General features: G+C 38.9%; 13 protein-coding genes. 6 read left to right on the forward strand and 7 right to left on the reverse strand.

Annotated elements, in window-relative coordinates; all coding sequences use genetic code 11:
• Positions 1 to 108: 108 nt before the first annotated feature.
• The 5 genes from dnaX to aceE form a co-directional block, all read right to left on the reverse strand.
• Complete coding sequence (gene dnaX / locus DV434_RS05705) at positions 109 to 2,175, reverse strand: DNA polymerase III subunit gamma/tau (RefSeq protein WP_118784840.1); 2,067 nt, start codon at positions 2,173 to 2,175, stop codon at positions 109 to 111.
• Between the two features lie 11 nt (positions 2,176 to 2,186).
• Positions 2,187 to 2,729 (reverse strand): adenine phosphoribosyltransferase, encoded by a 543-nt coding sequence (apt, locus tag DV434_RS05710; RefSeq protein WP_005650156.1) that lies wholly within the window; start codon positions 2,727 to 2,729, stop codon positions 2,187 to 2,189.
• A 158-nt stretch (positions 2,730 to 2,887) separates the two neighbouring features.
• Positions 2,888 to 4,312: a dihydrolipoyl dehydrogenase gene (gene lpdA, locus DV434_RS05715; RefSeq protein WP_118784839.1), complete on the reverse strand. Its 1,425-nt coding sequence runs from the start codon at positions 4,310 to 4,312 to the stop codon at positions 2,888 to 2,890.
• Positions 4,313 to 4,412: 100 nt separating this feature from the next.
• Positions 4,413 to 6,302 carry a pyruvate dehydrogenase complex dihydrolipoyllysine-residue acetyltransferase gene (gene aceF / locus DV434_RS05720; protein WP_118784838.1) on the reverse strand — a complete coding sequence of 630 codons (1,890 nt, stop codon included), beginning with the start codon at positions 6,300 to 6,302 and terminating at the stop codon, positions 4,413 to 4,415.
• 63 nt (positions 6,303 to 6,365) lie between these two features.
• Positions 6,366 to 9,026 carry a pyruvate dehydrogenase (acetyl-transferring), homodimeric type gene (gene aceE / locus DV434_RS05725; protein WP_118784837.1) on the reverse strand — a complete coding sequence of 887 codons (2,661 nt, stop codon included), beginning with the start codon at positions 9,024 to 9,026 and terminating at the stop codon, positions 6,366 to 6,368.
• A 301-nt stretch (positions 9,027 to 9,327) separates the two neighbouring features.
• Here aceE and mgsA point away from each other — a divergent pair, with 301 nt between their 5' ends.
• The 3 genes from mgsA (at position 9,328) to DV434_RS05740 (ending at position 12,717) form a co-directional block, all read left to right on the forward strand.
• Positions 9,328 to 9,786: a methylglyoxal synthase gene (gene mgsA / locus DV434_RS05730; RefSeq protein ID WP_118784836.1), complete on the forward strand. Its 459-nt coding sequence runs from the start codon at positions 9,328 to 9,330 to the stop codon at positions 9,784 to 9,786.
• Positions 9,787 to 10,131: 345 nt separating this feature from the next.
• Entirely contained in the window at positions 10,132 to 11,130 is a 999-nt protein-coding gene (locus DV434_RS05735) for a hypothetical protein (RefSeq protein ID WP_118784835.1), read from the forward strand.
• A gap of 96 nt (positions 11,131 to 11,226) precedes the next feature.
• Positions 11,227 to 12,717 carry a surface lipoprotein assembly modifier gene (locus DV434_RS05740; RefSeq protein ID WP_118784834.1) on the forward strand — a complete coding sequence of 497 codons (1,491 nt, stop codon included), beginning with the start codon at positions 11,227 to 11,229 and terminating at the stop codon, positions 12,715 to 12,717.
• A 44-nt stretch (positions 12,718 to 12,761) separates the two neighbouring features.
• Here the strand turns inward: DV434_RS05740 and DV434_RS05745 are convergent, their stop codons facing one another.
• A complete protein-coding gene (locus DV434_RS05745; protein WP_118784833.1) occupies positions 12,762 to 14,201 on the reverse strand; it encodes a YdgA family protein in 1,440 nt (479 codons plus the stop codon).
• A gap of 265 nt (positions 14,202 to 14,466) precedes the next feature.
• Between DV434_RS05745 and dnaK the strand changes: the two genes are divergently transcribed.
• The 3 genes from dnaK to dnaJ all read left to right on the forward strand — a co-directional run bounded on the left by dnaK (position 14,467) and on the right by dnaJ (position 17,868).
• Positions 14,467 to 16,374, forward strand: a complete 1,908-nt coding sequence (dnaK, locus tag DV434_RS05750; RefSeq protein ID WP_118784832.1) for a molecular chaperone DnaK — start codon at positions 14,467 to 14,469, stop codon at positions 16,372 to 16,374.
• A gap of 18 nt (positions 16,375 to 16,392) precedes the next feature.
• A complete protein-coding gene (locus DV434_RS05755; RefSeq protein ID WP_118784831.1) occupies positions 16,393 to 16,602 on the forward strand; it encodes a hypothetical protein in 210 nt (69 codons plus the stop codon).
• A 117-nt stretch (positions 16,603 to 16,719) separates the two neighbouring features.
• Positions 16,720 to 17,868 (forward strand): molecular chaperone DnaJ, encoded by a 1,149-nt coding sequence (gene dnaJ, locus DV434_RS05760; RefSeq protein WP_118784830.1) that lies wholly within the window; start codon positions 16,720 to 16,722, stop codon positions 17,866 to 17,868.
• A 78-nt stretch (positions 17,869 to 17,946) separates the two neighbouring features.
• On the opposite strand, the gene proA is transcribed toward dnaJ, so the two are convergent.
• Positions 17,947 to 19,200 carry a glutamate-5-semialdehyde dehydrogenase gene (proA, locus tag DV434_RS05765; protein WP_118784829.1) on the reverse strand — a complete coding sequence of 418 codons (1,254 nt, stop codon included), beginning with the start codon at positions 19,198 to 19,200 and terminating at the stop codon, positions 17,947 to 17,949.
• Positions 19,201 to 19,210: the final 10 nt, after the last annotated feature.

The following is a 19,210-nucleotide window of genomic DNA, read 5'->3' on the forward strand; positions in this document are numbered from 1 at the left end:
ATTGACGAATTTTAGATTAAAAACATACAAAATGGTAGAGCTTAATAAAAATATTCTGATGATTTTATAAATTTGATAGGAAAATTGTGAGGGGAAAACACAATATTTTTAAACTGGTCGAATACTCTCTATATCTAATTTTGCATCAAACTCATTAAGTAGAATTTGTAATTTACTATCTTTTTGCAACTCATTTTGAGCCTTTTCCCGCAATGCTTGATAAATATTGCGGCGATATTCAATTGGCGTCGTGACATTGCTATCATCAATATTAATTGTTAATCGAATATTTTTACCTTGCAATTTGCTTAAAGCTTCAACCAAATTTTTTATACTTCTGTCTTGGCGTAAATGAGATTTTTCTGAATGTAGTCCAAGATTGATTTCATCATCGGTTTTGTTTTGTAAGAAACAATTTAACGCTAATTCTTTGCTAAATCCTGTTACGCCAGAACGCTCAACTATATCTGCCCACTCATCTTGTTGTTGAGTTTGGGTGATGATTTTTAAACGTAATTCAGGCGTAATATCTTTCAAAATCGCCTGTTTTATATCAGAAGGACGAACGCCTGTATCGGCTTTAGCAAGTTCTGGATTGCTCCATTCCCAACGATAGGTGTCAGCACTCAAGATTTCTTGCTCATCTTGAGCAATTTCTACATTATCACCACTTGAATTTTCTTCTGTACTATTTTCTTGTGAAGCTTGTGCGGCATTTGGTGGTGATGTTGGCTTTTCTATGTGCTTGAGCTTCGGTTCAGACATTTCTCGCACGGGAAGTGCGGTCATTTTTTTATGAGATTTTTCTTCGTCCAGTTCTTGGATGTGATGTAAAGTTTCACTTACAACAGCTAATGATTCAGCTTTGTGTTCTTGACGTTCTTGGTTTTCCAGTTGTGTTAAATGTTCAAGTGCATCTAAAGCTGAAAGGCTTGCCAAATTTGGAATGCTTGTTTTATTTGGTTTTGCTTGAGAATAAGCTGATTTTATACTTTGCGACAGTACTGGCACATCTACATAATTACCTGTATTTTCAACCGCACTTGGAGTTGATGGCGGTGGAGTAATTGTAGTGTTAGCCTTTGGTACTGCCGTAAGGAACTTTGGGTGAAATGCCAATGCCCTCAATAATGTCATTTCTGCGCCAATACGACGATTTGGCGCATTTGATAAATCTTTTTTACCAGAAACAATGACTTGATAAAAAAACTGAACATCTTCTGGAGAGATATGTTTGGCTAAAAATGAAAAATGTTCATTGTCATCTGAAGATTTTTGTGGAAGAAGTTGCATGAGTGCAATTTGATGTAATTTTTCTGCACATTCGCCAAGTAATTTATCCCAATCGCCTGCTGCATCTGCAACTCTTTGCAGTGTTCGCATTAAGAGTTCGCCATTGCCTTGGTTTAAGGCGTATAAAATATCAACAGAATAGTTATCGTTAAGCAGCCCTAACATATTGCTTACAACACTATTAGTAACTTGTCGGTCACCCATAGCAATGGCTTGATCCGTTAAACTTAAACTATCACGAATACTTCCTTGCGCCGCTTTTGCAAGTTTAACTAATGCAGGTTCTTCAAAAGGAATATTTTCTTGCGTCAGAATATGGGCAAGATGCTGGGAGATTTGGGTTTCATCTAATGCTTTGAGATGAAATTGTAAACAGCGAGAAAGGATGGTTATAGGTAGTTTTTGCGGATCCGTTGTCGCGAGTAAGAATTTTACATATTCTGGAGGTTCTTCCAACGTCTTGAGCAATGCATTAAATGAATGACGGGACAGCATGTGGACTTCATCGATTAAGTAAACCTTAAATCTTCCGACAACAGGTTTATATTGCACGTTATCCAATAATTCACGCGTGTCTTCAACTTTTGTGCGGGATGCCGCATCAATTTCAATTAAATCAATGAAATTGCCTTGCTCAATAGCTTTACAATTTTCACATTCACCACAAGGAGTAGCCGTTATACCATGTACACAATTTAATCCTTTTGCAAACAATCTGGCGATAGAGGTTTTCCCTACGCCACGCGTGCCAGAAAAGAGGTAAGCATGATGTAGTCGATTATCTTTTAATCCATTTGCTAATGCCGTGATAATGTGTTCTTGCCCAACGACATCAGCAAATGTTTTTGGTCGCCACTTTCTGGCTAAGACTTGATAGCTCATCGAATCCTTAATTAATGACCTTCAAAATTGACGAGTGTATAGCAATCAACGCCCAAATTATTTAAGCGTTTTTCGCCACCTAATTCAGGTAAATTAATCACAAATGCAGCGTGTTTTACCGCGCCACCTAAACGTTGCACTAATTTTACTGTAGCTTCAACGGTGCCACCTGTTGCTAATAAATCATCAATGATTAAAACATTGTCACCTTCTGAAATTGCATCAACGTGCATTTCCAAAGTATCTTGACCATATTCTAATTGATAAGATTGAGAAATGGTTTCACGTGGTAATTTTTTAGGTTTACGTACTAATTCGAAAGGTAAACCTAGTGCTAAGGCAACTGGTGCGCCAAAAATAAAACCACGAGATTCAGTTCCAAGCACTTTGGTAATTCCTTTGTCGCGATATTGTTCCACAATAAGATCTATTGTTGCTTTAAAAGCTGCTGGAACTTCTAAAAGAGTTGTGATGTCGCGGAAGATAATGCCTTCTTTTGGATAGTTCGGAATTGATTTGATAGAAGATTTAATTAAATCAAGTTGTGTAGTCATAAATAATGCTCAAAAGTGCGGTAAAAAAAGAAACGTTTTTAGGACGGTATCTTATCATAAAAAAATAAAAAGATAGGAAAATAAAAATCCCCTATTGGGGATTTTTATTTAGGTTTGAATTTACAATTTTAGCTGAATTAAAACTTCTTAAATAGAAATTATTTTTTCTTCGCTTTGGCATTTGGAAGGTCAGTGATTGAGCCTTCAAATACTTCCGCAGCTAAACCAACAGATTCGTGTAAAGTTGGGTGAGCGTGGATAGTTAATGCAATATCTTCTGCATCGCAACCCATCTCGATGGCAAGACCGATTTCACCTAATAATTCACCACCGTTAGAACCTACGATTGCACCGCCAAGTACACGATGAGTATCTTTATCAAAGATTAACTTCGTCATACCTTCTGAACATTCAGATGCAATCGCGCGGCCTGATGCTGCCCAAGGGAATTTAGCCACTTCGTAGTTTAAACCTTCTTGTTTACATTCTTTCTCAGTTTTACCTACCCAAGCCACTTCTGGTTCGGTATAAGCGATTGATGGAATAACTTTAGGATCGAAGTAGTGTTTTTGTCCCGCAATGACTTCTGCAGCAACGTGGCCTTCGTGAACACCTTTGTGCGCTAACATTGGTTGACCAACAATATCGCCGATTGCAAAGATATGCGGCACATTGGTGCGCATTTGTTTATCAACATGAATGAAACCACGATCATCCACTTCAACGCCTGCTTTACCTGCATCAATCAATTTTCCATTTGGTACACGACCGATAGCAACAAGCACCGCATCATAACGTTTGGTATCATTACATGCTTTGCCTTCCATTGAAACGTAGATACCATCATCTTTTGCTTCAACAGCGGTTACTTTGGTTTCAAGCATTAACTTGAATTTTTTCTCGATTTGTTTGGTATAAATTGCAACAACATCTTTATCCGCTGCTGGGATAACTTGGTCGAACATTTCTACCACTTCAATTTCTGAACCTAATGCGTGGTAAACCGTCCCCATTTCTAAACCGATGATACCGCCACCCATAATGAGAAGTTTTTTAGGTACTTCTTTTAATTTAAGCGCATCCGTTGAGTTCCAAATACGTGGATCTTCATGTGGAATAAATGGTAATTCAATTGGGCGAGAACCTGCTGCAATAATCGCATTATCGAATTTAATGGTAGTTGGGTGACCATCACGATCGCGAGCCACTAAAGTGTGAGGATCCGTAAATGCTGCTAAGCCTTCAACAACAGTGACTTTACGAGCTTTAGCCATCCCAGCTAAACCGCCGGTTAATTTTGCCACAACCGCTTCTTTTCCGGCACGAACTTCATCTAAATCAATGCGTGGTTCACCGAAATAAATACCATTTTTTGTCGCGTGTTTTGCTTCTTCAATCACTTTTGCTACGTGCAACAATGCTTTAGACGGGATACAACCTACATTTAAACATACCCCACCAAGAGTTGAATAACGTTCAACTAATACAGTTTCTAAGCCTAAATCCGCACAACGGAACGCCGCAGAATAACCTGCTGGGCCAGCACCAAGTACGACGACTTGGGTTTTAATTTCTTTACTCATTTTTACCTCGTAAAAACGTTCAAAATAGTGACCGCACTTTTTGCGATCATAATGGATTTGCTAAAACGCCCTTTCTTCTAATTAGAAGAAAGGGGCGTTATTACATAATCAAACGGCGTAAATCTGCTAATACAGCACCGATATAGCTGATGAATCGAGCACCATCCGCACCATCAATAACACGGTGGTCGAATGATAACGACATCGGAAGAATTAAGCGTGGCGCAAATTCTTTACCATTCCATACAGGCTCCATCGATGATTTAGATACACCAAGGATGGCCACTTCTGGCGCGTTTACGATTGGTGCAAAGTGAGTTGTACCAATACCGCCAAGACTTGAAATGGTGAAACAGCCACCTTGCATATCAGATGCAGTTAATTTGCCTTCACGTGCTTTTTTCGATACTTCCATTAATTCACGTGAAAGTTCGATAATGCCTTTCTTGTTCACATTTTTGAATACAGGCACGACTAAGCCATTTGGCGTATCTACTGCGACACCGATGTTAATATATTTTTTCAGGATTAAGCGTTGTGCATCTTCGGTAATTGAGCTGTTGAAACGTGGATATGCTTCTAATGCTTTTGCTACCGCTTTCATAATGAACACAACTGGCGTGATTTTTACGCCGAGTTTTTGTTTTTCTGCTAACGCATTTTGTTCTTTACGGAATGCTTCTAAATCCGTGATATCTGCTTTATCGAAGTGAGTAACGTGTGGAATCATGACCCAGTTACGATGTAAGTTAGCACCTGAAATTTTATTGATACGACTTAATTCAACTTCTTCAATTTCGCCAAATTTACTGAAATCAACTTTTGGCCATGGTAATAAGCCTAAGCCAGCGCCATTTGCTACACCATTGCCAGCAGCTTGTGTTGTTGCACCGCTTTCATAAGCTTTAACTGCTGTCTTCACATAAGCTTCGATATCTTCTTTAACAATACGACCTTTACGACCTGTACCTTTTACTTTATCTAAGTTTACGCCAAATTCACGTGCTAAACGACGAATAACTGGAGTAGCATGCGCATAGCCAGCACTTGCGACCACTTGTTCTTGGCTTAAGCCCGATACATTGCCTGATTGAGCAGGTTGTGCAACTGACGCGGGTGATGCAACTTGTGGTGCTGGAGCAGATGTTGCCACAGCTGGGGCTGCACCCGCTACTTCAAAGCGCATAATTAATGAACCAGTCGATACTTTATCACCTGATTTTACGAGAATTTCTTTTACCACACCGCCGAATGGAGCTGGAACTTCCATTGACGCTTTATCACCTTCAACGGTAATTAATGATTGATCTTCTGAAACGGTATCACCCACGGCAACCATAATTTCGGTTACATTGACTTCATCGCCACCAATATCTGGTACATTCACATCTTTGATTGCAGATGTTGTAGCAGCTACAGGCGCAGCAGTTTGAGCAGGTGCTGATGCAGCAAATGGAGCCGCTGATGCAGTTTCAAATTTCATAATCAATTTGCCAGTTGAAACTTTATCACCGACATTAATTAAAATTTCTTTTACTACACCTGCGATTGGTGCCGGTACTTCCATTGAAGCTTTATCACCTTCAACATTGATGATTGATTGATCAACTTCAACACTATCACCCACTTTAACCATAATTTCAGTAACGTTTACTTCATCAGAACCGATGTCTGGTACGTTTACTTCAATAACAGCCGACGCAGTTGGCGCAGTAGCGGCTACTGGTGCAGCAGGTGCTTCAGCTACTGGCGAAGCGCCTGCAGCTTCTAAAACGAGCATTGGGGTGCCTGTTGTAACTTTATCACCGACTTTGACTAAAACTTCTTTTACAACACCCGCTTCTGGTGCAGGCACTTCCATTGAAGCTTTATCGCCTTCAACGTTAATGATAGATTGATCAACAGAAATGGTATCGCCTACGTTTACCATGACTTCTGTTACTGTAACTTCATCACTACCAATATCAGGAATTTGAATTTGTTTTGACATTTTTTTGTTCCTTTTAAAGTGCGGTCATAAAACACGCTGTTTTTTGACCGCAGTTTTCATCAATTACGCATAAAGCGGATTGATACGATCTACATTCAAACCGAATTTCGCAATCGCATCTGCAACAACTTGGTTCGATACTGTACCTTCTTTCGCTAATTGAGAAAGTGCAGCAACCACAACATAACGAGCATCAACTTCGAAGTGTTCACGTAAGTTTGCACGGCTGTCTGAACGACCGAAACCATCTGTACCTAACACATGATAATGACGACTTGGTACGAATGCACGGATTTGATCTGCGTATGCTTTAACATAGTCAGTTGAAGCAACGGTTGGTAAATCAGCTAATACTTGAGCAACGTATGGTACGCGTTGTGTCTCTGTTGGGTGTAATAAATTCCAACGTGCAGCGTCTTGACCTTCACGGGCTAATTCATTGAATGATGGTGCAGAGAATACATCTGAGGTGACACCATAATCTTTTGCAAGAATTTGTGCCGCTTCACGAACGTGACGCATAATTGCACCAGAACCTAACAATTGAACGTGGCCTTTGCCTTTTTTACCTTCCACTGTTTCAAATTTGTATAAACCTTTGCGGATACCTTCTTCCGCACCAGCAGGCATAGCAGGTTGATCCATAACTTCATTTAATGTTGTCATGTAATAGAATACATCTTCTTGTTTTTCGCCGTACATACGGTTGATACCGTCTTGCATAATTACAGCAACTTCAAATGCAAATGATGGATCATAAGTGATACAGTTAGGAATGATACCTGCTTGAATATGGCTATGGCCATCTTCGTGTTGTAAGCCTTCTCCGTTTAAGGTTGTACGACCTGAAGTACCACCCACCATGAAACCACGAGCTAATTGGTCACCAGCAGCCCACATCATATCGCCCACACGTTGGAAACCAAACATTGAGTAATAGATGAAGAATGGAATCATCGGTTGGTTATTGACAGAGTACGAGTTCGCTGCTGCTAACCAAGATGCGGTTGCACCTAATTCATTGATACCTTCTTGTAATACTTGACCATCTTTTGCTTCACGGTAGTAAGCAACTAAGTCACGATCTGACGGAACATAGTTTTGACCATGTGGGTTATAAATACCAACTTGACGGAATAACCCTTCCATACCAAACGTACGTGCTTCATCAGCAATCATTGGAACGATAGTTTTACCAATGTTTTTATCTTTTAATAAGATGTTTAATGCACGAGTAAATGCCATTGTGGTTGAAATACCACGAGGTTGTTCTTCTAATAATGCTTTAAATTCCTCTAATGCAGGAATTTTGTATTCCACATCAAATTTAGAACGACGAGCAGGAACATAGCCGTTTAATGCTTTACGGTGGCCATGTAAGTATTCATACTCAGGCGTGCCTGCAGCAAATTTAATATATTCTAATTTTTCTACTTGCTCATCAGTCAATGGTAAATCGAAGTAGTCACGGAAACCTTTAAGGCTTTCGTAAGACATTTTTTTAGATTGGTGAGCGGTGTTTTTACTTTCAGCTTCAGGAATTTTATAACCTTTAACTTGATGCGCTAAAATCACAACTGGTTTCGTTGCATTTTGTGCTTTTGCATAGGCAGCATATAATTTTTCGCTATCATGTGCACCGCGACGTAATGCCCAGATTTCATCATCTGTCATATCCGCTACTAATGCTGCAGTTTCTGGGTAGCGACCGAAGAAGTGTTCACGAACATAAGCACCGTCTTTTGATTTGAAGGTTAAATAGTCACCATCAACTACTTCCATCATTAACTGAGTTAATTTACCTGAAGTATCTTTCGCGAATAATTTATCCCAATCACTTCCCCATAAAACTTTAATCACTTCCCAGCCCGCACCAGTAAACAATCCTTCTAATTCTTGAACGATTTTACCGTTACCATTAACTGGGCCGTCTAAACGTTGTAAGTTACAGCTGATAGTGAAGATTAAGTTATCTAATTTCTCACGAGCTGCAAAAGTTAATGCACCTTTAGACTCAATTTCATCCATTTCACCATCGCCTAAGAATGCATAGACTTTTTGATCTTTGGTATCTTTTAAACCACGGTTATCTAAGTATTTCAAGAAACGCGCTTGGTAGATGGCATTCACAGGGCCTAAACCCATAGAAACCGTAGAGAATTGCCAGAATTCAGGCATTAATTTAGGGTGTGGATATGAAGATAAACCATCGGTAAATGCTTCTTGACGGAAGTTATCCATTTGTTCTTCAGTTAAACGACCTTCTAAGAATGCACGCGCATACATACCTGGAGCAGCATGGCCTTGGAAGAAAATTAAGTCACCACCGTTTTTCTCGGTTGCTGCTTTGAAGAAGTGGTTATAGCAAACTTCATACATGGTTGCTGCAGATTGGAAAGTTGAAATGTGACCACCTAAGTCAAGATCTTTCTTCTGACTGCGTAAAACCATTGCGATCGCATTCCAACGTACTGCTGAACGAATACGACGTTCGATGGCATGATCACCTGGGTAAGCAGGTTGTTCAGAAGCAGGGATAGTATTGACATAATCGGTCGTTACACCTGTAGGTAATGAAACACCGTTGGTGCGTGCTTGGCCGATAACTTGCTCAATAATATATTGTGCACGTTCTACGCCTTCTTCACGAATCAAAGAATCTAATGATTGTAACCAATCTTGAGTTTCGATTGGATCAACGTCATTTTTTAAAATCTCAGACATAGGTTTTCCTTATCTGTTAATTAAGTGAACATTAGTTTAGTAAGTACTAAACACGAATATCAGAAATGCTTGCCTTTTTACAAACATTTAACAAATCTTGTAAATTTTAGAAGATTTTTTGAGATAAAGATAGTAAATTTTCATCAAATATCCCTGTTGAGGGCCTTGTTAATCGGTAATCTTTTGAAAGTGCGGTAATTTTTTCTTGTGTTTTTTATGCTCACCGAAATCATCAGTAAAACATTGCATTCTGTAGGGCTTTGTTTTAAAGTTTTCAAACTTATTTCAAAAGGAATCAATAATGCATACAACCACACGAACCCTCACTCAACACAAACGTATTGCACTTGTGGCTCATGATAGCTGCAAAAAAAATTTACTGAATTGGACGCAAAAACACAAAGATGCACTTAAGCCTCATATACTTTATGCAACAGGTACCACAGGGCATATTTTAGAACGAGAAACAGGTTTAAGCATTCAATCTTTATTAAGTGGTCCGATGGGCGGCGACCAACAACTTGGTGGATTAATCGCAGAAAAGAAAATCGACATGATGATCTTCTTTTGGGATCCAATGAATGCCGCACCACATGATCCTGATGTGAAAGCCCTCATGCGTATTGCAACAGTGTGGAATATCCCCGTTGCGATTAATCAAAGCTCTGCAGATTTCATGTTAACTTCAGTTTTATTTGAACAAGATGTCGAAATTGACGTGCCAGATTATGAAGGGTATTTAGAAGAGCGGTTAAAATAACATTCATATTTTTCCCCTGATAAACGTACTTTCTAGTGTTCAGTTGTAGGGTGGGCTTTAGCCCACCAATTAACCATAAAAATGAATAAAAACGGTGGGCTGAAGCCCACCCTACGATACTGCCGATTCCCATCATCCTTATTTTTCCCATTTTATAACGCCCTTCAATTAGCAAAAATAAATAAAAAAATTTCTTTATATTTAATCGTTTGCGCTTGCATTTTTTTTTTTTTTTACAATCGGAAAGTTTTTATTGGTGTTTTTGTAAATAGATTTTTTATTTATAAAACCTCTCCTTTTCAATAAAGACATTCCTCTATTTTTATTTATTCCAAAGGAAAAATTATGAAACCAACTTTTAAAACAACCGCACTTGCGATTTTAGTTTCATTGGGTGCGACGGCTTGTCTTTCTAATTCTGATAATTCGCCAGCAAAACCAACACCCGTTCAACCGCAAAATTCATCAGATGCGCCAGCTATTAAGGTTGCAACACCTGAAGGCTATAATTATGAGGAAGCATCTAGAACGTCAAATGGAACGAATTGGCGTACATTAGATTTAAATAATACAGCTTCAGATAATAATCCATCAGGCTCTAATGAGCGTTCTGGAATCAAGATGGTAGACCCTAATGAGTCTTTAATGAACGGTAAATTAGATTTAAACGAAATTTCAGGGAATAAATTAGGTTCTTATGAAGGGAAAAGAACAATAAACAATAAAGAAGTAACATATGATGTAGTCAATTTGCCATATGCTAGCTATGGTATGGTAACGGGTGAGGTTGAGCCAGATTCAATGGTTCGTGCGAGCGAACTAAAACATCATGTAAAATATATACTATATTTTGGGGGAGCATATTTACCTCAATCTGATGGACCTGGTTTGGGCGGTATTGGAGGTGGTAAGTTTACATATGAAGGAAATGTTAAGGCAATGGTAAAAGATATTCAGGGTGAGGTAATTGCTTATAATAAAAATGATGGTGTAGTAAAGCTAACTATAGATTCTAGTGAATTCTTAGCGGGGCGATCGAAACTACTTGATTTCTCTGGTGAAATGAGTAGTAAGCTATTAGGGCGTACAATTCAACTTAAGACTGATAAACCAGAGGACTTTATAACTTATCAAGATTATAAGGTTACTGGCGATGCAGTCTATAACACTGATACTGGTGGAAGGTTTAAATTAGAATTTTATGGTAAGGGCGGTTTTTCTGATATGGCAGGTACAGCCACTATTTATAGCAACCCTAATTTACCAAATGGTGATTTAGGTAGTATTGATGGCAAAAAAATCAGTAGTTATGAAGCTGTATTTGGCGGACAAATACAACCATAATAATTTAGCTATCGCATTGTCGGCGGACTCTAGTCCGCCATTTTTATTTTCTTTTATAATGAGCTAATGTTCGCTTCAAATAACATATTGACCATAATGAAAAAAACATCCCTATTTCTCACCGCTCTTTTTCCCATTTTTGCCTCGGCAGAAATCTTAGTGCAAGATGTTCGTCAAATCCCAGTAAATACTGACTTTGATAATAAAATTAATATTGCGAAACCTGAAAAACGAGAACCTAATCTACCTCAGTTGGCGACAGCGCAAACGGAACAGATTCAGATTACCCTTGAACAACTTCAACAAAATCCAGCTTTAACCCACGAATTATTAAGCCGTGCCATTTATGCCCGAAATCCTGATATGATTAAAAAATTGCTGGAAATTTACCGCACTTTTCCAAATCGTGACCCGATTATGGAACGCTTTGCGGAGGGAAAATTGGCTGCGATAACGGAAAACTATACTGTAGCCATTGATAAATATCGAGAAATTTTGGCGAAAAATCCAAATTTAAACCCTGTGCGAATTGAACTGGCTATCGCTTTATTCAATCAAAAACAAGATAGTGCCGCCAAAGACCAATTTGAAAAAGCGCAAACTGTAAATGATTTGCCACTTCAAGCTAAACGCTTAATTGGTGCTTATTTAGAGGCTTTAAAAGAACGTGATAGCTGGAATGTGGATTTTTCTTTTAACTATGTGCGAGACACCAATGTGAATAATGTCGGCAGTGGACGCCGTTTAGTCCTCCGTAATGGTGGGGTGATTACTCGCCCTGAATCAATGTTGCCTCAAACTGCACATGGGGTGGCTTATTCGCTGGGGGCTTCAAGAGATTTTAATTTGTGGGATTCTCATTATCTCACCTTTGGTAATGAATTGAATGGTAAAAGTTATTGGGATAACCATCAATTTGATGATATTTCCAACCGCACTTTTGTTGGCTATGTATATAAAACTGCGAAACAAAATTTCCGTATTAAACCTTTTTATGAAAAACGTTGGTATGGCGGTGAAAGTTACCGTTGGTCTAATGGGGCAAGGGCGGAATTTTCTCGTTGGTTAAGTCCTAACTGGCAACTTTCTACGGCAGGAGAATTTTCTAAACAACGTTATTTAGACAGTACATCACAAAACGGCAATAACAAACTGATTTCCGCAACCTTGCTGTGGGCAAGAACACCGAAACAGTTTTTCTACCTCGGTTCTGATTTTCTAGCAGAAAGAACGAAGGTTCGTCAATATAGTTCAGATAGTAGAAGCCTGCGTTTAGGGTGGGGACAAGAGTGGGGATGGCTTGGTCTTTCTTCTCGTTTAAATTTATCTTTTACACAAAAGCAATACAAAGATGTATTAACTTTTGGTTCGTTCCAAACCCCGTTAGGCTTGCTTGATCTTTCCGTAGGAAAAAGACGAAAAGATAAAATTTACGGCGTGAATTTATTCCTATGGAAACGCGACTGGCATATTTTGGGAATTACACCAAAACTCCAATTAAGCTGGCGTAAACAAGATAGTAATATTCCAGAAATGTATTCTTACATTCAGAAGAATTTGAATGTGTTGTTTGAGAAAACGTTTTAATTAAATACAAAACAGGGCGATAATTTATCGCCCTGTTTTTGTTATCACCCAAATCCCCCCATTACAAGCATAAAGAGTACCATTTTCAACTGTTCTTCTGGTATTGCTTTGCCGTTTAGTTTCAATTCGTTATTCTCTAAAGCAAGGGTTAATGTGACGGTTTTGTCCGTGTTTACGATAATGCCATTTGCTTCGTCTTCAGCAATTAATTCGTCCATTCTGTAAACTAAATCTTGCTTTTGGTTTTCTGGTACAAATTTAGATAACAATGAAATCGCGGTTTCTTTATTCACATCAAAATTGATCGAAAAATCTTTGAATTGTTTGTATAAGCCGCTGCGCATTAAATCGAATTTAGGATTTGGCACTAAAGCAATATTCAGATCCAATGCTACTTTGCCTTTTTCATCAGAAATAGAAAGAGGGGCAAATTTAATTTGAGGCTGATTATTCGCAATGGCCATGCCTGCTTGTTGTAATTTTTGCACCAATGCTTTAGGTAACGGCGTATCTGAGTCGGCTTTGCCTATTGCAACTAAAATATTTAAAAGTTCTTGTAATGCATTGCCATCAATATGGTTGAATTCTACATTGTTGGTCACTTTACCTAAGTTGTTACCGTTAATATTTAATTCATCCAGATTTGTTTTATTGATGATATTTACTGTATCACCCTCAACTTGTGTAGTTAAATTTGCTTGGTTGTTTTTCTGAATAAGAGAGAGTTTTTCTCCAGTCTCTGCAGATTCGGTATTTTGCTCAAAATAGCCTATTTTGCTATTGATGCTTCCACTATAAATAAATGGCCATTTTGTGCTTTGTAGTGAGCCTTGTACGACAAGATCTTTTACTTTAATTGATGAAGCTGTTGAAGCTGTATGATTAGGGTAATTTGAATTAAATGCATCTACAGATAGCGTATAATTGCTTGGTTCGTTTTTGTCTAAATCTACATTTAATACGACATTTGACCAACCAAAATCTGCCTTATATTGCTCATTGTGATATTGCCCCGATGCAAGTTTTAATTCCGCATTACCGCTTAATGAATAATTCATTACGAAATTCAGTTGTAACGGTTTCTCTGATTTTGTGATATCAAAGAGTGCCTGAGTTGTTGCATTTTTTCCTAACAAGGTTTGGCTTGAAAAAATGGTTGGAACGAAATTCAGTTTCGCCACACGGTCAAGCGGCAAAGGCCCGTGATAAAGCGTTGATGATAAAGGAATAATGATCGTTTCATTTGCTTTGTGGATTTCTAATTGATCTTGAATATGAGACGCAAATAATCCCCTATCAAATTTTATATTTTTATAAAAAATTTTACTTTCTTCTAATACCTCAGTTTTGGCAAATAGTTGATTTAACTGTTTTAGTTGATGTAAATATTCTTCCTCAGCTTTTTTCCCAGTAAACCATGCACCTGTACACCAAACGGCAGCAAGAGCAACGACTACGCCTGCAGCAATTTTTGATTTTTTCATTTATTTCTTTCCTATTTTAAAGTAAAAATTTTCGCCAAATTTATCACAAATCCCTTTTTCTTGCCTGAAAATTTTTGTTTTCCCCTTGAAGTTCATCATTTGAGACTTATCTTGAAAACAAGAACGGAAATCACCGCACTTTAAGAAATGAAAAATTTTTAAAATTTTCTCTTGAAATGCGAAAGAATATCCACATCTTACAATTCGTAATAAATAGGGCTACAAGCCTTACCCCGAATTTTAAAATTTTTACTAGGAGTACAAAATGGGAAAAATTATTGGTATTGACTTAGGTACAACAAACTCTTGTGTAGCTGTAATGGACGGCGACAAAGCGCGCGTGATTGAAAATGCAGAAGGTGCACGTACAACCCCTTCAATTATTGCTTATACAGATAATGAAACCTTAGTGGGTCAGCCTGCAAAACGTCAAGCAATCACTAACCCGAAAAATACATTGTTTGCGATTAAACGTTTAATTGGTCGTCGTTTTGAAAGCGAAGAAGTTCAACGCGATATTAAAATTATGCCTTTCGAAATTACTCGTGCTGACAATGGTGATGCTTGGGTAAATGTAAAAGGTGATAAATTAGCACCACCACAAATCTCTGCTGAAGTATTGAAAAAAATGAAAAAAACTGCAGAAGATTTCTTAGGTGAATCTGTAACAGAAGCGGTAATTACTGTTCCTGCATACTTTAACGATGCGCAACGTCAAGCAACGATTGATGCAGGTAAAATTGCTGGTTTAGACGTTAAACGTATTATCAATGAACCAACAGCGGCTGCGTTAGCATTCGGTTTAGGTTCAAGCAAAGAGAACCAAGTGATCGCAGTTTATGACTTAGGTGGTGGTACATTCGATATTTCAATCATCGAAATTGATAACTTTGATGGCGAACAAACTTTCGAAGTATTGGCTACAGGTGGTAACACTCACTTAGGTGGTGAAGACTTTGATAACCGTGTCATTGATTACATTATTGATGAGTTCAAAAAAGAACAAAACATCGATTTACGTAATGATGCAATGGCATTACAACGTGTGAAAGAAGCTGCAGAGAAAGCAAAAATTGAACTTTCATCAGCTCAATCTACTGAAGTGAACCTTCCGTATATCACTGCAGATGCGACTGGCCCTAAACACTTAGCATTAAATATCACTCGTGCCAAATTAGAAGCATTAGTAGAAGATTTAGTGGCAAGCTCAATTGAGTCTTTGAAAGCGGTATTAAAAGATGCAGGTAAAGGCGTGAGTGAAATTCACGACATTATTCTTGTGGGCGGTCAAACTCGTATGCCACTTGTACAACAAAAAGTGGCTGAGTTCTTTGGTAAAGAAGCTCGTAAAGATGTTAACCCTGATGAAGCGGTAGCAATCGGTGCGGCAGTTCAAGGTGGTGTATTAAAAGGTGATGTGAAAGACGTTCTTTTATTAGACGTTACTCCGTTATCACTTGGTATCGAAACCATGGGCGGGGTGATGACCACTTTAATTGAGAAAAATACCACGATTCCAACCAAAAAATCGCAAGTATTCTCAACAGCAGAAGATAATCAAAGTGCGGTAACCATTCACGTTCTTCAAGGTGAACGTAAACGTGCGGCAGACAATAAATCTTTAGGTCAATTCAACCTAGAAGGTATTAATCCTGCACCGCGTGGTATGCCACAAATCGAAGTAACATTTGATATCGATGCAAACGGTGTAATCAACGTATCTGCAAAAGATAAAAATACAGGTAAAGAGCAACAAATTCGTATTCAAGCATCATCTGGTTTATCTGATGAAGAAATTCAACAAATGGTGCGTGATGCAGAAGCAAATGCTGATGCAGACCGTAAATTTGAAGAAGTTGTTCAAGCGCGTAACCAAGCAGATGGTATTGCACACGCAACACGTAAACAAATAGCAGAAGCGGGCGATGCATTGAGTGCTGCAGACAAAGAGAAAATTGAAGCAGCAGTCGCTGAGCTTGAAACTGCAGCAAAAGGTGAAGATAAAGCAGAAATTGAAGCAAAAATTGAAGCAGTAATTAAAGCCTCTGAACCGTTAATGCAAGCAGCGCAAGCAAAAGCTCAACAAGCTGGTGGCGAGCAACCACAACAATCATCAGCAAAAGATGATGGCGTGGTAGATGCTGAATTTGAAGAAGTGAAAGATAATAAATAGTTATTAAGGGGTATTGTGATGAGTAAAGATAATTTCTCGTATGAGAAAGAGGATTTGGAGAATGAATTTGAAGATGAATCTGATGATGAGTTTGAAGATGAATTAGCACCTCCGCCAGAGGATGAAATTTGTGAATATTGCGATGCTCCAGCTACAACTTGGGTGCAGGATCACCCAGCGTGTGATGACTGCTTTACAACAGCATATGAAAAACTCATTTATGATTAAGTAAATAAGGGCGTGGTAACACGCCCTTTTGGTGTATCTAACAAGTCCCCCTCTTTGCTAAAGAGGGGAGTATGTTACAAGCAGTCAAATTTCTATAAAATTTACAAACGAAACACTATGGCAAAAAAAGATTACTACGAAGTCCTTGGCCTACAAAAAGGGGCGAGTGAGAATGACATTAAACGTGCGTATAAACGTTTAGCGTCTAAACATCACCCGGATAAAAACCAAGGCAGTAAAGAAGCGGAAGAAAAATTTAAAGAAATTAATGAAGCTTATGAAGTATTAGGCGACGATCAAAAACGCGCAGCCTACGATCAATATGGTCACGCAGCCTTTGAACAAGGTGGTGGCGCAGGTGGTTTCGGTGGCGGCTTTGGTGGTGCTGATTTTGGTGATATGTTCGGTGATATCTTTGGCGATATTTTCGGCGGTGGTGGACGCGGTCGTCAACGAGTTGTTCGTGGCGAAGACTTACGCTATGACTTAGAAATTAGCCTAGAAGAAGCCGTAAAAGGTACAACCAAAGATATTCAAATCAATACTCTTGCCCATTGTGATAGCTGTGGTGGCTCTGGCGCAGAAAAAGGTTCTAAAGTGGAAACTTGTCCGCATTGTCACGGTTCTGGTCGAATTCGTCGTCAGCAAGGTTTCTTTGTATCTGAAAGTATCTGTCCAACTTGTCATGGTAGCGGTAAGAAAATTGAAAAACCTTGTCGCAGTTGTCATGGAGAAGGGCGAGTTCATAAGAAAGAAAATCTTTCAGTAAAAATTCCTGCAGGCGTAGATACGGGCAACCAACTTCGCTTAGCTGGAAAAGGTGCAGCAGGTGAAAATGGCGCGCCAGCTGGAGATTTATATGTTGTGATTCACGTGAGAGAACATAACATTTTTGAACGTGATGGTAATAACTTATATTGCGAAGTACCGATTAGCTTTGCCACAGCAGCCCTTGGCGGTGAAATTGAAGTGCCAACTTTAGATGGCAGAGTGAAACTTAAAATCCCTGCTGAAACGCAAACAGGAAAATTATTCCGCATGCGAGGCAAAGGTGTCGCCTCTACACGTAGTGGCTATGCGGGCGATTTAATTTGCCGTATTGTGGTCGAAACACCCGTTAATTTAACCAGCGAGCAAAAAGAATTACTCCAAAAACTTGAAGAAAGTTTACAAGGTAAAGATTTAAGTAAACATGCACCAAAATCTTCAGGATTTTTGGACGGTGTGAAAAAATTCTTTGACAACTTGGGTAAATCTGACAAATAAAGATAATGAGAAAGTCCGCATTTCGCGGACTTTTTTATATGCAAATAATCTCTTCTAAAAATTACCGCACTTTAGGTTTTATTTGCGAACGGTATATTCGCCTTCACACACCCATTTATAACTTGTTAATGCTTCTAATCCCATTGGGCCACGAGCGTGAAGTTTTTGGGTACTCACGGCAACTTCTGCGCCTAATCCAAATTGTCCGCCATCAGTAAAGCGTGTGCTTGCATTCACATAAACGGCGGCGGCATCGACTTGATTAATAAATTGACGGGCTAAGTTTTGTGAGGCAGTTAAAATACTTTCAGAATGTTGCGTACCATATTCTCGGATATGCTCAATAGCGGCATGAATATCTTCCACAACAACGACATTCAAATCCAATGATCCCCATTCTTCGCGCAATTCTTTTTCTGTCACTTCGCAGACATTCGCACCCGCTTGTTTCAATATATTAAGTGCGGTGGATTTTGCATGATATTTTACGTTTTTAGCGGAAAGGTGAGAGACGAGTTTAGGTAAAAATTCTTCAGCAATAGAACGCTGAACTAACAATGTTTCCAATGTGTTACAAGTGCTTGGACGTTGGGTTTTAGCGTTATCGATAACACAAATCGCTTTATTTTGATCCGCACTTTCTTCAACGAAAGTATGGCAAACACCCACGCCACCCACAATAACTGGAATTGTCGAATGTTGTTTACACAATTCATGTAAACCCGCACCACCACGAGGAATAATCATATCCACATAGCGATCTAGTTTTAGTAATTGCATAACGAGTTCACGGTTTGGATCGGTAATGGCTTGCACAGCGAATTTTGGTAAGCCAGCTTGCTCTAAAGCATTTTGTACAACTTTGATTAGAATCTTGTTAGAAAACTGTGTTTCTTTACCACCGCGTAAAATCACTGCATTACCCGTTTTAAGGCAAAGACTTGCCACATCAATAGTGACATTTGGGCGAGCCTCATAAATTGTGCCAATGACGCCGAGCGGCGTGCGTATGCGTTCGATTTTAAGTCCGCTATCCAATGTACCGCCGTCTATGATTTTCCCTACGGGATCTGCAAGTGAAATAACATGGCGTACATCATCAGCAATGCCTTGCAAACGTTCTTGTGTGAGCAGTAGGCGATCAATCAAGGCATCAGACAATCCATTTTGTTTGGCAAGGTTAATATCTTTTGCGTTTTCGGCTAAGATAAGCGGTGCTTGTTGTTCGAGTTGTTCTGCAATAATGGATAATGCACGATTTTTTTCAGCAGTGGTGAGCTGAGCTAAGATAAATGCTGCATCTTTGGCTTGTTTACCCATTTGTTCTAACATAGTTATTTCC

The organism is Haemophilus haemolyticus, from assembly GCF_003493685.1.
Lineage (GTDB): Bacteria > Pseudomonadota > Gammaproteobacteria > Enterobacterales > Pasteurellaceae > Haemophilus > Haemophilus haemolyticus_O.

What these genes read in the sequence shown, in the direction of transcription:
- dnaX (WP_118784840.1), bottom strand. Translation starts at nt 2,175, where the DNA reads ATGAGCTATCAAGTCTTAGCCAGAAAGTGGCGACCAAAAACATTTGCT.
- apt (WP_005650156.1), bottom strand. Translation starts at nt 2,729, where the DNA reads ATGACTACACAACTTGATTTAATTAAATCTTCTATCAAATCAATTCCG.
- lpdA (WP_118784839.1), bottom strand. Translation starts at nt 4,312, where the DNA reads ATGAGTAAAGAAATTAAAACCCAAGTCGTCGTACTTGGTGCTGGCCCA.
- aceF (WP_118784838.1), bottom strand. Translation starts at nt 6,302, where the DNA reads ATGTCAAAACAAATTCAAATTCCTGATATTGGTAGTGATGAAGTTACA.
- aceE (WP_118784837.1), bottom strand. Translation starts at nt 9,026, where the DNA reads ATGTCTGAGATTTTAAAAAATGACGTTGATCCAATCGAAACTCAAGAT.
- mgsA (WP_118784836.1), top strand. Translation starts at nt 9,328, where the DNA reads ATGCATACAACCACACGAACCCTCACTCAACACAAACGTATTGCACTT.
- DV434_RS05735 (WP_118784835.1), top strand. Translation starts at nt 10,132, where the DNA reads ATGAAACCAACTTTTAAAACAACCGCACTTGCGATTTTAGTTTCATTG.
- DV434_RS05740 (WP_118784834.1), top strand. Translation starts at nt 11,227, where the DNA reads ATGAAAAAAACATCCCTATTTCTCACCGCTCTTTTTCCCATTTTTGCC.
- DV434_RS05745 (WP_118784833.1), bottom strand. Translation starts at nt 14,201, where the DNA reads ATGAAAAAATCAAAAATTGCTGCAGGCGTAGTCGTTGCTCTTGCTGCC.
- dnaK (WP_118784832.1), top strand. Translation starts at nt 14,467, where the DNA reads ATGGGAAAAATTATTGGTATTGACTTAGGTACAACAAACTCTTGTGTA.
- DV434_RS05755 (WP_118784831.1), top strand. Translation starts at nt 16,393, where the DNA reads ATGAGTAAAGATAATTTCTCGTATGAGAAAGAGGATTTGGAGAATGAA.
- dnaJ (WP_118784830.1), top strand. Translation starts at nt 16,720, where the DNA reads ATGGCAAAAAAAGATTACTACGAAGTCCTTGGCCTACAAAAAGGGGCG.
- proA (WP_118784829.1), bottom strand. Translation starts at nt 19,200, where the DNA reads ATGTTAGAACAAATGGGTAAACAAGCCAAAGATGCAGCATTTATCTTA.